This is a genomic window from Prevotella melaninogenica ATCC 25845 (genome assembly GCF_000144405.1).
GTDB lineage: Bacteria > Bacteroidota > Bacteroidia > Bacteroidales > Bacteroidaceae > Prevotella > Prevotella melaninogenica.
In genome coordinates this window covers 671,371-686,662 of sequence record NC_014371.1, presented here as the reverse complement: position 1 = coordinate 686,662, position 15,292 = coordinate 671,371, and the positions used below count along the sequence as shown (strand labels likewise).

The 15,292-nt window shown below is 39.3% G+C and carries 12 protein-coding genes; 7 read left to right on the top strand and 5 right to left on the bottom strand.

What is annotated here, in order from left to right; all coding sequences use genetic code 11:
* The first annotated feature begins 619 nt into the window (after window positions 1–619).
* Window positions 620–2,284 carry an AMP-binding protein gene (locus tag HMPREF0659_RS09755; protein ID WP_013265159.1) on the top strand — a complete coding sequence of 555 codons (1,665 nt, stop codon included), beginning with the start codon at window positions 620–622 and terminating at the stop codon, window positions 2,282–2,284.
* Window positions 2,285–2,947: 663 nt separating this feature from the next.
* On the opposite strand, the gene HMPREF0659_RS09750 is transcribed toward HMPREF0659_RS09755, so the two are convergent.
* Window positions 2,948–4,753 carry a M6 family metalloprotease domain-containing protein gene (locus HMPREF0659_RS09750; protein ID WP_013265266.1) on the bottom strand — a complete coding sequence of 602 codons (1,806 nt, stop codon included), beginning with the start codon at window positions 4,751–4,753 and terminating at the stop codon, window positions 2,948–2,950.
* A 12-nt stretch (window positions 4,754–4,765) separates the two neighbouring features.
* Complete coding sequence (locus HMPREF0659_RS09745) at window positions 4,766–5,605, bottom strand: EFR1 family ferrodoxin (RefSeq protein ID WP_013265885.1); 840 nt, start codon at window positions 5,603–5,605, stop codon at window positions 4,766–4,768.
* Window positions 5,606–5,716: 111 nt separating this feature from the next.
* Between HMPREF0659_RS09745 and HMPREF0659_RS09740 the strand changes: the two genes are divergently transcribed.
* The 4 genes from HMPREF0659_RS09740 (at window position 5,717) to dapA (ending at window position 10,041) form a co-directional block, all read left to right on the top strand.
* Complete coding sequence (locus HMPREF0659_RS09740; protein WP_013265124.1) at window positions 5,717–7,261, top strand: ComEC/Rec2 family competence protein; 1,545 nt, start codon at window positions 5,717–5,719, stop codon at window positions 7,259–7,261.
* A 24-nt stretch (window positions 7,262–7,285) separates the two neighbouring features.
* A complete protein-coding gene (gene truA, locus HMPREF0659_RS09735) occupies window positions 7,286–8,047 on the top strand; it encodes a tRNA pseudouridine(38-40) synthase TruA (protein WP_013265603.1) in 762 nt (253 codons plus the stop codon).
* 10 nt (window positions 8,048–8,057) lie between these two features.
* A complete protein-coding gene (locus HMPREF0659_RS09730; protein WP_013265511.1) occupies window positions 8,058–8,984 on the top strand; it encodes an EamA family transporter in 927 nt (308 codons plus the stop codon).
* Window positions 8,985–9,156: 172 nt separating this feature from the next.
* Window positions 9,157–10,041 carry a 4-hydroxy-tetrahydrodipicolinate synthase gene (gene dapA / locus HMPREF0659_RS09725; RefSeq protein WP_013265295.1) on the top strand — a complete coding sequence of 295 codons (885 nt, stop codon included), beginning with the start codon at window positions 9,157–9,159 and terminating at the stop codon, window positions 10,039–10,041.
* 527 nt (window positions 10,042–10,568) lie between these two features.
* On the opposite strand, the gene HMPREF0659_RS09720 is transcribed toward dapA, so the two are convergent.
* Window positions 10,569–10,859, bottom strand: coding sequence for a DciA family protein (locus tag HMPREF0659_RS09720; RefSeq protein ID WP_013265258.1), 291 nt, complete (start codon window positions 10,857–10,859; stop codon window positions 10,569–10,571).
* Window positions 10,860–10,863: 4 nt separating this feature from the next.
* The gene (gene recF / locus HMPREF0659_RS09715) at window positions 10,864–11,970 is read right to left on the bottom strand and encodes a DNA replication/repair protein RecF (RefSeq protein ID WP_013265495.1); all 1,107 of its coding nucleotides are present in this window, start codon (window positions 11,968–11,970) and stop codon (window positions 10,864–10,866) included.
* A 300-nt stretch (window positions 11,971–12,270) separates the two neighbouring features.
* On the opposite strand from recF, the gene HMPREF0659_RS09710 reads away from it, so the two are divergent.
* Together HMPREF0659_RS09710 and ribH are read left to right on the top strand one after the other, a co-directional pair.
* Window positions 12,271–12,945 (top strand): tetratricopeptide repeat protein, encoded by a 675-nt coding sequence (locus tag HMPREF0659_RS09710; protein WP_013265497.1) that lies wholly within the window; start codon window positions 12,271–12,273, stop codon window positions 12,943–12,945.
* 6 nt (window positions 12,946–12,951) lie between these two features.
* Window positions 12,952–13,428, top strand: coding sequence for a 6,7-dimethyl-8-ribityllumazine synthase (gene ribH / locus HMPREF0659_RS09705; RefSeq protein ID WP_004359555.1), 477 nt, complete (start codon window positions 12,952–12,954; stop codon window positions 13,426–13,428).
* A 430-nt stretch (window positions 13,429–13,858) separates the two neighbouring features.
* Here ribH and radA read toward each other — a convergent pair whose 3' ends face one another.
* Complete coding sequence (radA, locus tag HMPREF0659_RS09700) at window positions 13,859–15,259, bottom strand: DNA repair protein RadA (RefSeq protein WP_013265228.1); 1,401 nt, start codon at window positions 15,257–15,259, stop codon at window positions 13,859–13,861.
* Window positions 15,260–15,292 lie beyond the last annotated feature (33 nt).

Below are 15,292 nucleotides of genomic sequence, written 5' to 3'. Positions count from 1 at the left end.
TCAAAAATGTAGTCAGAGTTTTTATAGGGAAATAAAAGTTATATTTCCCAATAAAGTGCTACTGGCAGATACACAAATCATGTGTTTCTACATTTTTGATATAGTCTCTTTTTGTTTCTTGTTTGTTGGCGTTCCTACTCCTATTGTCATCCTATAGAAAGATGATAAAAGTAGGTTTTGTTGTAATTTTTCATAATCTTGTTTTTTAAACATGCTCTTTTGGCTTCTAAAAGACGCCTAATTGACTTGCAAAAGGTGCTCTTTTGAAGTCTAACTAACGCCCTTTTGAAGTCTAACTAAGCATCTTTTACAAAGTGACTTTGTAACCTATTGATATCGTGTAAGTTGCAAAGGCACGAGAAATAGCGCTAATATATGACTTTTATAGGTGATTTGCAGTCTATTATGTAAATATATTTCAATTGTTTAGTACGCTTTTTAAATAAGAAAATAAGTACAGAAAGATGAAAAACTAAATTCAACTTTGAATTCTTTTATACGAAGATTAAAAAGGAATATTTCTCCTCTTTTTGTCTATTTAGTATATTTTTATTGCACAATGTTTTTGTAAATGTGCAGAAAATTACTTAACTTTGCACGCAAATCATATTTTTGTGCAATGGATTCTATTAAAAGTTTCAACGCGTGTATAGAAAAGAGTATCAAGGATAACTGGGATAAAGATGCTCTGACGGATTATCTTGGTGCTACACTTCAATACCATGATGTAGCCCGCAAAATAGAGAAATTACATATTCTTTTTGAGAATAGCGGTTTGAAGAAGGGTGATAAGGTTGCTCTTTGTGGTAGAAATTCCTCGTCATGGGCAGTTGCTTTCTTCGCAACTCTCTCTTATGGAGCTGTAGCAGTACCTGTTCAGCATGAGTTTAAGCCAGAACAGATTTACAATATTGTTAATCACTCGGAAGCAAAACTTCTCTTTGTTGGTGATGTTGTGGCAACAACTATCGATGGAGAACAGATGCCTCAGTTGGAAGGTATAATATATCTACCAGACTTCTCATTGATTCTTTCTCGTTCAGAGTCACTGACAAATGCTCGTGAAAACTTGAATGCACTCTTTGGAAAGAAGTATCCAAAGTTCTTCCGTGCGGAAGATGTAAATTATTTCAAAGACGAGGCTGACGACCTTGCACTGATTAATTATACAAGTGGAACAACTGGTTTTTCAAAGGGTGTGATGCTCAGTTATCGTTCTGTGCGTAGTAATCTCGCTTGGGCAACAGCCGATTTGAAACCACATATTAAGCCTGATAGTAAAGTTCTTTGTATGTTGCCAATGGCTCACATGTATGGAATGATTTGTGAGTTTATCTGCCAGTTTAGCTTTGGTAGTCATCTATATTTCCTTACACGACTGCCGAGTCCTTCTTTGATTGCTCAGGCTTGTACTGATATTCGTCCTGCTATTATTATTGCAGTACCAATGGTTGTTGAGAAGATTATTCGTAAGAATGTCTTTCCAAAGGTACAAAGTACAGCAACTCGTATGCTGCTGAAGATGCCTGTTGTTAGCAAGAAGGTGAAGGAAAGAATTAATGCGATTGTTATGGAAGCCTTTGGTGGCAATGCGTATGAACTTGTTACCGGCGGAGCTGCTCTTAACAAGGAGATAGAAGACTTCTTGGTAAGTATTAATTTCCCTGTGACCAGTGGTTATGGAGCAACGGAATGTGGTCCGATGGTAACTTATAGTGATTACAAAGACTTTGTTCCAGGCTCTTGTGGTACACCTGTCTTGAATATGGAGGTAAAGATTGTCAGTCCTGATCCTGCAAATGTTCCTGGTGAGGTTATTACCAGAGGAGAGAACGTGATGCTTGGTTATTACAAGAATGAGGAGGCTACTAAAGAAGTTCTTGATAAGGACGGTTGGTATCATACGGGTGATCTTGGAACGATGAGTGCTGATGGTCATCTCTTTCTTCGCGGACGTATAAAGAATATGCTTTTAGGTTCTAATGGTCAGAATGTCTATCCAGAGGAAATTGAAGACAAGCTAAACTCTATGTCTATGGTCAGTGAGTGTATTATCATTCAGCGTGGTGATAAGATTGTTGGCTTGGTCTATCCTGATTTTGATGAGGCAAAAGAGATGGGCTTCTCACAATCAGATTTGCAAGAGATAATGGAGCAGAACCGTCTGGAACTGAACAATATGTTGCCATCTTTCTGCCACCTCTCGGCAATAGAGTTGCGTGATGAAGAGTTTGCGAAGACTCCGAAGAAGAGTATTAAGCGTTATCTCTATCAAGAGAAGTAAGATAATACAGTCCTCCCTAACGCTCTCTTTGTAATGTGTTTGCGCTCAGCACTATTAATGATGCGTATTTGCACATGATGTGCTGAGTATTAACACGTTTGAGAGAACTGGTTGTAAAGGTTATTGTTAGATAGTATAATAAGGTAAGGGTCGTTCATTGAACCTAATTTGTAGAGGCTGAATAGAGCTATAATTACGTTTTGGGTAGTACCTTGTTCTTCCAATGGATGGAAGAATTAAAGCTACCTCACATGAGTAATCTTTGTGTCTCTTTTGGTGTACATACGGTAAGGTGATTTTTTGAAAACCAATTTTCCTGTCATTTCTGTCATCTGTTTCCAGTACTTAACTTATTGATTAACAGTATAGATACACGAAATGTTAAAAGTGACAGCAAACTAAAATAAAACTTATTCTTGTATTTTAGTATGATAATCCATCTCTAACTTTAGTAGACTTTATGTCTACATCGCTCGAAAGAAACCGTGATAAATTCGGGAAGTAATAGAGGAGAGTAACTTTGAAACGGTATGTCCTGATATTTTGTTTGCTCCCTATCTATCAACTGATAAGTGTCTATGCTATTTTGAAAGATAAAGAAAGCCACCTCTGAATGGTTCGTTCCCATAAAGAGGCGGCTTTATATATGTTCTGAAGTTAGTATTACTTTACAAACTTCTTGTTGTTCTGAATGTAGATGCCATGCGGTAAGATAGAAGCATCAGTACCTACATATCTGCCGTCAAGGGTATAGATACGGTTGTCAGAAATAATTCTTTCAATGATTGAAGGTGGCTGAATGGCGGTAGGTTCATTGTTCTTAAACTTAAAACTAACATGACGCTCTGCATCATTCTCTACAATGTCAGATATTGATCTTTTCAGTATGGTGCCATTATACATCGTAAATTTGTCTATCTTATTATTTCCGTTATAAGGATAAGGGTCGCCATTGAGCTGTTGTATGTATGTATTTAAAGAGCCTCCAGCATTGGCTGCTGCTAATATTTTACCATCAGCAGGGATAGGGATGACACGTGGCTTGCCCTTTACATTGTTAGGGAAATCGAAGACATTTACTTTGTCTGACTTGTATGAAACTCGATAGGCAAGTAAGCCCTTGGCATAAGTACCATCTCTCCAACCTTGATACCATGGTCCTTTCTGTATACTCTGCAATACGATATACTCATTTGAGTCATTAGGATTGACAATCTTGTATGCCTTTCCACCATTGTCGATGCTTTTTAGGTTGCTTATAGCGGTGTCATTTTTGAGTTTATCAATATTCATCCAACCCATAACTTCGCGCTCCCATGCAAGATAAGATGCTGGTACACGCCCACCACGTACTTCTGTTCCACCATCCATGAGGTCCCAGAATTCCATACCTTGGTCATCTTGGTTTTCTGCATCAGTATGATAAGCGTATATGTCAGGAAGTCCGAGTGTATGAGAGAACTCATGACAGAATAAACCTATACCATTTATTTTCTTGTTATTCTTAGATGTCTTCTCACTTCCATTAAGTTCATTGCTCACACCATAGCGACGAATACTTTTTCCATCATACTTATTGGAGATATTAACAGTACCAGATTTTGGCCAAATATTTGTTTCTTTATTATTACCATTAATATGGGCGGAGTATCCTGCATAAATAATATAAACCAAATCAACGATACCATCGTTGTTCGCATCGTATTTTGTAAAGTCTACCAAATCATCCACAGCGGCACAAGCATCAGCAAGTAATAAGTCTATTCTATTATTACCTGCACCATAGATAGCATGTTTTTGGGGTAATTTGATAGGACCTACAACGTCAAAGATAGGTGTAAACTGTCCATAACTACAATCCTTGAAATAACCACGAACACCTTTGTAGTTCTGATTCTGACCATAACGAGTATCTGAGAAATGACCTTCATTCATCAGATAGTTTGTGAACACCTTCTTTGTATCTTGGATAGTAAAAGTTGTGTCTTGGAACTCTGCAAGAATAACAAGAGCCTTAGGACTACCTGTGTGAGGGAAATAAGGTACACCTTTGTAACCAGAATCTATGATTGGTCCTCGTGTAAGAGGAGAGTTATCGTAAGCGTTTTCAGATTCTTCAGCAACCTTATTAACGTACGCAAAGAACTTATCCTTGTCTTGCTTAGCAATCAAGTTACGCTCTACTTGTGAGCGAGTTAATGCTTCGTGTGCAAGCTGTTGGGTAGCAATAAGGTTGCCACTTTTCTCTACTTTGCCGATATAGTAGTTGTTATCTGCACCTTGTACAAGCAGTACACCATCAAGGGTTGTGTACCAGTTGATATGTTCGTCACCACGCAAGATGACAGTAATAACAGAACCATCAGCCTGTCTTACTTGTACAGGGATTGATTCTGCCTTTGCTGCCCAAGTGGTAAGGGAGCAAAGCATCAGGCATACTATGAGCGATAGTTGTTTTAATGTTTTCATTATATTCGCTGTTTAGTTTCTTTTACTTAATTTGTTATAGAAATATTGTCCCTTCTTCTGTGTACGTTTACCAAACTCAATTGCATGGTGTGGACAGTGATGATAACACGAGAAGCAGGTGAGGCATTTGCCATTGTGTAGCCATTCTGGTTCAAAGCCTAAGCCACCTTTGATGTCACTAACAGGACAAACATTAGCACAAATACCACACTTCACGCATCGACGACTGTCTACATGAAAGGGCTTATCCGTGATGAGGAAGCGTTCAAAGAAGCCTCCTACAGGACCAGAGAAGAAAGAAGGAATAGGGCCTCTTATTAATTGGTTCCAACCCCAAATCTGATTGCTATCCTTATGAGGATGCTGTTTAAGAATGTTAGAGAATTCTTTTAACTGCTTTGAAGCAAGTTCCTTCTTTTCTAATTCTTTCTCTTTAGTATCTACATCCATACCTGGCAAGCCAACATATGACTCTGGCATAATTAAAGAACATACCGCCTTAAGTGACAGTGCGTCATTCACTGTTACGCTCTTTAATTGCTGCTGAAAGCGTTCCATAGCTTTACCGATAGAATCTCCAGCTGTAACCAAGCAGAAACAATAATGTTTAACGTGGGAAGTGTCTTCTCCCAGAGTCTTTATTGTTAATTTAGTTAGAAACTCTTTTACAATATTCGGAACTCTCCAGCCATGTATAGGAAAGATGAAACCTACGTGTTCATCCTTTTCTATTGTAAAAGAACAGTTGCTATTGATTACTTCTGGGATTGAAACAAGTGTATCACCAGTTTCTAAAGCCAATGTCTTTGCAGCCCATTTGCTATTACCTGTACCAGAAAAGTAGAATATCATGTGGCAAAGTTACTGATATTTTGTAAATCTTGCAAGATAAGTAAGTGCAATATTGTTGTTTTTCAGTTCTTTTTCTTACATTTGCAAGAAGTACATGAAAACATTAATGCTGTGAAGAAGAAAATGGACTTACTGATGTATCCCTCAGTAAAGTTACTCTTACCTTTGGTGTTGGGTATTGCTGTTGGTGATGCTTTAGAAGAAGATATATCCTCTATGTTTTGGTGGTTGATGACGATCAGTATGATTGGCATTACCTTTGTGGTGTGGAGGAAGAAGTATCTTCAGAGTCTATTATTGCTCTTTACGGTCTTCCTTGTTGGTGGAACTTTTGTTTCAATGAGCCGGCAAGCTGCAAAGAAACAGCTTCCCAATAAGCAAATAACCTTTAAGGCAGTTCTTCTTAGTAATCCAGTTGTTCATGGTAAAGTCATACAAACAGACTTAATGATTATGACTGCAGGCGAACCGATGAAGGTTAAGGCTTCAATACTTCGTGATACGATAACAAATCGTTATCGAACACTACACCTTGGAGACGGAATAGAAGCTACAGCTTACCTTGAAGAACCAATGAACTTTGCGGATGCTACCTTTGATTATGCCCGCTGGTTGAAGTTACATGGCTATTCTGCAGAAACCTTTATATTTTATAATCAATGGCATAAAACCAAAGTGAGTCTTCGTCAGATGAGTTTTCTTCAACGTACATCTTTGTCTGCAGCGCTCCATAGAGAGAAGTTAATGAGAGTGTTAGAAAGTAATCTTGATAGCACTCATTTAGCTGTTGTGTCTGCAATGACACTTGGAGATAAACATTTGATTAGTAGAGATATAAAAGAAGATTACTCTATAACTGGTGCAAGTCATGTCTTAGCTTTGTCAGGTTTACATCTAACTATCTTGTATAGTTTGCTATTATTCATTCTGAGTTGGTGTGAACGTATCCTACCAAGAATGTTTAAAAGGGGAATCAGTGAACTTCTTATCCTTTTTATCCTTTGGAGTTATGTTATTTTGGTTGGGATGTCTTCTTCTGTTGTTCGCTCTGCAGTGATGCTAACTATCTATTCTTTTGTAACGCTCTTGAATAGAGAACGGTTGTCAGTTAATACTTTGGCACTAACCGCTATTGTAATGCTTGTTAGCAATCCTAATAGTCTTTTCGATATAGGTTTTCAGCTATCCTTTATCTCTGTATGGTCAATTTTATTGTTCTATCCACTCATCTATGAGTTAATCCCTTTACAGCAGAAGAAGAGTTTATTAGTTATCAGGTGGTTATGGGGGATGATTGCAGTGTCATTGGCTGCACAATTGGGAACAGCACCTTTGATAGCTTTCTATTTCGGAAGGGTTTCCACAATCTTTGCTGTTAGTAGTCTTATAGCTGTACCATGCACAATGCTAATCGTATCCGCGTCATTCTGTTTGTTACTTCTTAGTCCATTCCCTTCTTTGTCATCGTTTATTGGGAAGTGTATTTGTGTTATTACAGAAGGATTGAATAGTTCACTTCATTGGCTTGCAAGCCTACCTTGCGTAAGCATAGAGGATGTCCATGTAACCATTTTCCAGCTTTTTATATATTATTTCATGCTAATGTCTATTTGGATTTTATGGAGTTTTTTAGCAGGGAAGATAGAGTTTAAGTAATTATTTGTACCTTTGCAGATAGTTATGCAACGATATTTTATCACCCTTTCATACGATGGAACAGCCTATCATGGCTGGCAGATTCAACCCAATGGGATTTCTGTACAAGAAGTATTGGAACACGCTTTGTCTACAATACTAAGAGAATCGATTGCTATTACAGGTGCAGGACGTACCGATGCTGGTGTACATGGCAGAATGATGGTTGCACACTTTGACACGGAATTGTCGTTTGACTGTGCACAATTAGTTTATAAAGTAAATCGTTTATTACCACGTGATGTCTCTGTAAGTAGGATTGAACCTGTCGGTGAAGACCTCCACGCACGTTTCTCAGCGACCTCACGTACTTATCATTATTATGTTCATACGGGGAAACAACCTTTCTCAAGACAGTATTCGTGTGCGCTTCATTACTCATTAGACTTTGATAAGATGAATGAGGCTGCAGCCTATTTAATAGGCGAGAAGGACTTTAAATGTTTCTGTAAAGCGGGTGCGGATGTAAAGACTACTATCTGTAATCTGACAGAGGCACGATGGATACCAACCAATGATGAGTTTGCTTTGGCTACAGATGATACTGTTACGAATTGGTGTTTTGTAATAACTGCTAACCGATTCTTACGCAATATGGTGCGTGCAGTTGTTGGAACTTTAGTCGAAGTGGGACGAGGACGTCTTTCATTAGATGAATTTAAGAAGATTGTAGACGGTGGAACAAGAAGCGATGCTGGTGAGAGTATGCCTGGCAACGCCCTCTTCCTTTGGGAAGTAAAGTATTAGAATAAAGCTCATGTGGATTCTTTTAGCTTTTGTTTCAGCAACATTGTTGGGACTTTATGATACATCGAAGAAGTTTTCTCTTCGTGGAAATGACGTCATACCTGTACTCTTCCTCAATACACTCTTTTGTTCGGTAATTTTTCTGCCATTGATATTATTGTCACAATATACCCATGTACTCGATTCCAGTATCTTTCATGTCGGAGCTGGTGGATGGGAGATGCACCGATGGATCATACTAAAGAGCGTTATTGTACTCCTTTCTTGGGTATTCGGTTATTTTGCGATTGCTCAACTCCCCTTAACGATAGTCGGTCCAATTAATGCTACACGTCCAGTGATGACGCTTGTCGGTGCTATGCTTGTCTTTGGCGAACGATTAAATGCTTGGCAATGGGTTGGTGTCAGTCTGGCTATTATTTCCCTGTTTCTATTGGCAAGGAGCGGTAAAAGAGAGGGTATAGACTTCAAGCATAATAAGTGGATCTTCTTCTTGGTATTGGCAGCTATGATGGGAACATGCAGTGGACTGCTTGATAAATACCTGATGGCAAGTCCTGAGAATGGTGGGGTGGGGCTCGACCGCATGATGGCACAAAGCTGGTATAATATCTATCAATGTATCATGATGGGTGTAGTTCTCCTTGTCTATATCTTCAATCAGAGAAAGAAAGCAGAGCGTACAGCCCATTTCTCATGGAAGTGGTCTATCCTGCTCATATCTATATTCCTATCAATGGCAGACTTTGCCTACTTTTATGCACTCTCATTACCAGGTGCGATGATTTCCATTGTGTCAATGGTACGCCGTGGTTCCGTCCTCGTATCGTTCTTATGTGGTGCATTACTGTTTAGAGAAAAGAACTTAAAAGCAAAGGCAATCGACTTATGTTTTGTTCTCCTTGGAATGATATTCCTATGGATTGGCTCACGTTAAGATGATGACTTACTCTTTAAGATAAAGGATAAAAGTCTTTGGTTATTGATAAATATTTGCTATATTTGCAACGATATTGGTAGACGCCCTTCAGCGTTTAATATGAATAGGACTGGCACATTAACTCCCCAAGGAGTTTATACCGTGAGTCTCTTAAAAGACGATAATAACTATGCAGAATGTTTTTCATGGATTAGGTATAGCATTGATAACTCCATTTAAGGAAGATTTCAGTATTGATTATGAAGCACTTGAAAACTTGGTTAACTACCATTTAGATAACGGTGCTGACTTCTTCTGCATTCTTGCTACTACTGGTGAGTCTCCTTGTCTTTCACGTGAAGAAAAGGATCAACTGACTGCTGTCATTAAACGAATCGTTAATGGTCGTGTGCCAATCCTAAAGTATTGTGGTGGAAACAATACTGCTGCTGTTGTAGAAGAAATCAAAACGACTGATTGGAGTGGTATTGATGGTATTCTTAGTATCTGTCCTTATTATAATAAACCAAGTCAGGAGGGACTTTATCAGCATTTTAAGGCTATTGCAAAGGCAAGCCCACTGCCGATAGTTTTGTACAATGTGCCTGGTCGCGTTGGTGTCAACATGACTGCAGAGACAACAGTTCGCATCGCTTCAGAGTTTACCAATGTCGTTGCTATCAAAGAGGCGTCAGGTAACTTGGAGCAAGTAGATGAGATTATAAAGAACAAACCAAAGCACTTTGAGGTTATCAGTGGTGATGATGCCTTGACCTTCCCAATGATAGCAAGTGGTGCTGTAGGTGTTATCTCAGTTATTGGTAATGCCCTGCCTAAGGAATTTTCACGTATGATTCGTTTGGAATTTAAGGGCGAGTATGAGCCTGCACGCAAAATACATCATCAGTTTACTGAGCTTTACAAACTTCTCTTTGTGGATGGTAATCCTGCAGGTTGTAAGGCTCTCTTGAATGATATGGGTATGATAGAGAATGTATTGCGTCTTCCTTTGGTTCCAACACGTATTGAGACAAAGCAGAAGATGAATGAGATTCTCAAAGGAATGAGAATCTAAAAATAATAAGTATCAGAATCATAGTATAACAAAAGGGCAGGTGACTGCCCTTTTATATTGGCTATAAAAGTAAAGAGCACGATAGAAACTCTACCATGCTCTCTCTTATTTCTTGTGTGAAATGTCTGTTTTATGCTTGATTTTTGGTTCATGCCTCACGGCAATCCCCAATCATCTTGCATCATTGTTACCCTTAATCAATCCTTTTTATTACCTTAACTAAAAACCTATTTGTGTTATTTGAACAATCTCTTTTGTTCTACCTTAAACTAAATAACTAAAAACCTAAATCTATTACTACTAACCTAAACAATCTATTATTTGTCTTTTGACGATGCAAAGGTAAGCATTGTTTGCGCACACACCAAATAATTTACGCATAAATTTCCTTTAATTTGTTGTTTCTTGATTTGTATCAATTACAAATAATGAAAATAGTTGTAAAGAGAAAGGAATGATAACAAGTAATTATCCCATTACTTCTTTGACTATATAAGGTTATTGTATCCTATGATAGAAAGGATAATTTAGTAGATTTTCACTTCGGAAATAACCATAGAACCAACTGCAGCATTAAGTTTCTTGACTAAGTCTGATTGCATCATGCAGAGGTTGGCACGTAAAGCTGGGTTTATAATCTTTACGAATAGAGTTTGATTTTTGATAAACTTCTCTTGTGTGTATCGAGCAACAGTCTCACCAGCCACAGTGTCCCATGCAGCAATAATACGTTTCTGTAGTAGGGGAGACTCAAGTCCTTCTTGGCGTAAGAACTGATTGAGCAAGTCATCTAAGGGTTGTACTTTCCGTCTAAACATACTCTTATCCTTCTCTTTCGTTTATTTCTCCACCTTCTACAGAGAATAGCTTGTAATTGAAGCCACTGCCTTGTAGAATTTTATCTAAGTGATCACGGTTCGTATCTGTAATGAAAATCTGTCCGAAATCATCACCAGAAACCAAGCGTACTATCTGTTCCACACGACTACTATCGAGTTTATCAAAGATGTCATCAAGCAATAATAATGGTGTGTTATTGCCTGCTGTGCGTCTAAGGAAATCAAACTGTGCAAGCTTCAGCGCTAATACGTATGTCTTATTTTGTCCCTGACTTCCTTCCCGTTTCATAGGATAGCCACCAAGTTTCATCACTAAGTCATCCTTATGCGTGCCATGAAGTGAATAGCCCATAATACGGTCTTTTGCTCGATCACGCTGAATAACGTCTAACAAATCGCCACGTTGACAATGCGAAACATATTCGAGTGACACCTGTTCTCGCTCACTACAGATAGTCTGATAGATACGTTGGAAAACAGGGGTAAGTTCCTCTACGAAGGCAGCTCGCTTCTTATATACTGCTTCACCATGCTCTGCCATCTGCATCTCAAGTAGTTCCAGAAGAGTAGCATCTGGTTCTTCCTCTTGTTTCAGCAAGCTATTGCGCTGTTGTAAAGCCTTATTATATCGGCTGAGTGATTCTATATAAGGTGTGTCGTATTGTGAGATAACCACATCCATCAGCTTTCTTCGCTCTTCGCTTCCTCCTTCAATAAGGGTCGCATCAGCTGGAGAAACAAAAATCAATGGCACCAGTCCGATATGCTGTGACAGTCGTTTATATTCTTTCTTATTGCGTTTAAAATGCTTCTTTGAGCCACGTTTCATACCGCAGTACACCTGTTCATGCTCACCAGTATCCGTACAGTAATCACCTTCCAGTACAAAGTAGTCTGCATCATGGCGCATCACTTCTGAGTCCTTTGGATTAAAAGCACTCTTGCAGAACGAAAGATAATAGACTGCATCAAGCAGATTAGTCTTTCCCTCACCATTATGTCCAATAAAACAGTTAAGCTTAGCCGACAAGTTTAATGTTGCCGCCTGAATATTCTTATAGTTTATAATGGATAGTTTCTCTAATTGCATTGTCTTATTTTATTGCTTGAATGTTAAGGAGATGAATGTGAATGAATACTCCTTATGACTAAAAGAACTGTAAAGAAACAGCTCCTCCTCTGTTAAGAGAATAAAAAAGTAGAGTTAATCCGATTAACCTTTAAACGCTATATTATTCCTTTCCATTCTCTGCAAAGTTAACTCATTTCCGTTCAATAAAAGAAAAAAGTCGTTGATAAATTTCAATATATGCGACTTTTTGATTAATTTTGTCCCGCTATAATGCGCACCTTACAGTTTAGAATAAAATAAAAACATCATAACGTAAAAATGGTAAACAACAAAGAACAGGGTACATACGAAGATACCCTTAACAAATCAGAGGCTACGTTCTTGAAGTACAAGAAGCCTTTCATTATCGCTATCGTTGCTATCGTAGTGGTTGTAGCTGGCTTTATCCTTTACAAAAACTACATTTCTGCTCCACGTGAGGCAGAGGCAAGTACTGAGTTGGCTAAGAGTCAGACACTCTTCAACAGTCAGCAGTATGACCAGGCTCTCGCTGGTTTCCAGAAGGTTCAGAGTGACTATAGCAGCACTGATGCTGGCAACCTTGCAAACCTTTATGTTGCACTTTGCTATGCACATCAAGCTAAGCCAAACTGGGCAAAGGCATTGGAGAATGCGGAGAAGTTTAGCACAAGCGACGACGAGATGATTAGTCCAGCTTCTCAGATGGCACTTGGTGATATCTATGCTAACAACAACCAGAATGATAAGGCTGTTGAGTGCTTCAAGAAAGCTGCAAAGATGGCTAACTCTGAGGCTGCTGATAACACCAATCTCACTATTGCTCCATTAGCATTGCGCAAGGCAGGTGTCCTCCTCGAGAGCGAAGGTAAGAAGGCTGAAGCACTTGAGATTTACAAGGATATCAAGAAGACTTACGTCAACTCTCCTATCTATCAGGATATTGACAAGTATATTGAGCGTGCTTCTAACTAAGCAAACATGGCAACAGAACTTCATCATTTATCCGACTACGATGCGCAGAGTGTACCAGATGCAAGTAACATGTGCTTTGGTATCGTTGTAGCTGAGTGGAATCCGGAGATTACTGGTGCCTTGCTTGATGGTGCTGTAAAGACACTCGAGAAGCATGGTGCTATTCCAGAGAATATTCATATTAAGACAGTTCCTGGTAGCTTTGAGCTCATTTATGGTGCACAGATGATGACTAAGAATGACGGTTTCGATGCTGTTATTATTCTTGGAAGTGTTATCCGCGGTGAAACACCTCATTTTGACTATATCTGTGAGGGTGTGACATACGGAATAGCTCATCTCAACGCATCACAAAATATTCCTGTTATCTATGGTCTTCTGACAACCAATGACCTCCAGCAGGCTAAGGATCGCAGTGGTGGCAGACTTGGAAACAAGGGTGATGAGTGTGCGATTGATGCTATCAAGATGGCTAAGTTCTAAAGCAATAGTTTAAAAAGAACATATTAAAGGCAGTAGCAATGGTTTTATCCCATTAGCTACTGCCTTTTTTGTTTGTATCTGTTCGGATGGTTTTATTCTTTAAATAGCCCTTAATTTGCGTTTATTGCATGCTGAATTATCTTTACATCATTCCCTTGTTTTTTACTCAAAGAAACAGTGAGATAACGCCACTTTGAGCATCTTTGTAACTCTTTAGTTATAAAGGAGTTATAAGTGTCTATTCGAAAAGGTGCTTAATTGGACTTCAATAGGGCGTTAGTTAGACCTCAAAAGGGCGTCTTTTGAAAGCCAATTAAGCCTTAATTCAAGTCCAATTAAGCACCACTAAGAATATTGGGCACTGAATTTTTATTACAAAAACGAGATGTTGTGTGTTGTGAGAGTTCGTCTCAAAGTATTCATTTTCGTTTTAGCCAAACAATGCTCTAAGTGCTTCTTCAACCTTTCTTACGGGGTGAAGTTGTATATTGTACTTACCTGTAAGTCCTGAAAGGTTATACTTTGGAATAATGATATGGCTAAAACCTAATTTCTCAGCTTCTGCAATGCGCTGCTCAATACGGCTGATAGGGCGTACCTCACCACTCAATCCGACCTCACCACACATACACCAGCCTTGTTCTATTGGTGTGTCAACATTCGATGAGAGTACGGCAGCAATGACACTGAGGTCCATCGCCATGTCTGTCACACGCAAACCGCCTGCAATGTTCAGGAAGACATCCTTCTGCATCAGCTTAAAACCGACACGCTTCTCTAAGACAGCGAGGAGCATGTTAAGGCGTCTTTGGTCGAAACCTGTGGCTGAACGCTGTGGAGTTCCATAGGCAGCTGATGATACAAGTGCCTGTGTCTCAACGAGGAAAGGACGTGCGCCTTCAATAGTACTTGAGATAGCAACGCCCGATAATCCCTCATGATCTTCGGTAAGTAGAAGTTCGGAAGGGTTGCTAACCTCACGAAGTCCCTGCTGTTCCATCTCGTAAATACCGAGTTCTGAAGTAGAACCAAATCGGTTTTTAATGCTTCGGAGGATTCGATACATATAATGTTGGTCGCCTTCAAACTGAATTACGGTGTCAACAATATGCTCTAATATCTTTGGTCCAGCAATGCTTCCCTCTTTATTGATATGTCCAATGAGAATCACAGGAACGCCACTTGTCTTTGCAAAGCGTAGAAGGGCTGATGCACATTCGCGCACTTGAGTAATGCTTCCGGGACTACTGTCAACGTCTTCTGTTGAGATAGTCTGGATAGAGTCTATCACAACAAGCTCTGGCTGTACGTCACGAATATGCTCAAAAATATGTTCTAAGGATGTTTCCGACAAGATAATGATGTTTTCTGCAATATTTTTGGAAATACGTTCGGCACGCATCTTTATCTGATGAGGACTTTCCTCACCGCTGACATAGAGTACACGTTGCGTCATGTGGAGTATTGTCTGCAGTGTCAGCGTACTCTTACCAATACCGGGTTCGCCACCAAGTAGTACGATACTACCCGGTACCAAGCCGCCACCTAACACACGGTTAAGTTCACCATCGTGCATATCTATGCGTGGGTCATCGTGAGATGAAATGTCACGGAGACGCTGTGGCTTATTTGCTAAAGCCGAAACAGAGCCGCCAGAAGCTGCATTGCGCAATGTTGTTGCGGCATTGCGTGCAGCTTGTGAACCCGTATCAGCAGCGATACGGAACTCTTTGAATGTGTTCCACTGCCCACAGTTGGGGCATTTACCAATCCATTTTGGACTTTCTTGTCCACAATTACTGCAGACGAAAGCTATCTTGTCCTTTGCCATAAGTAAGACAAAAGTAATAAGATTTTTCTTAGT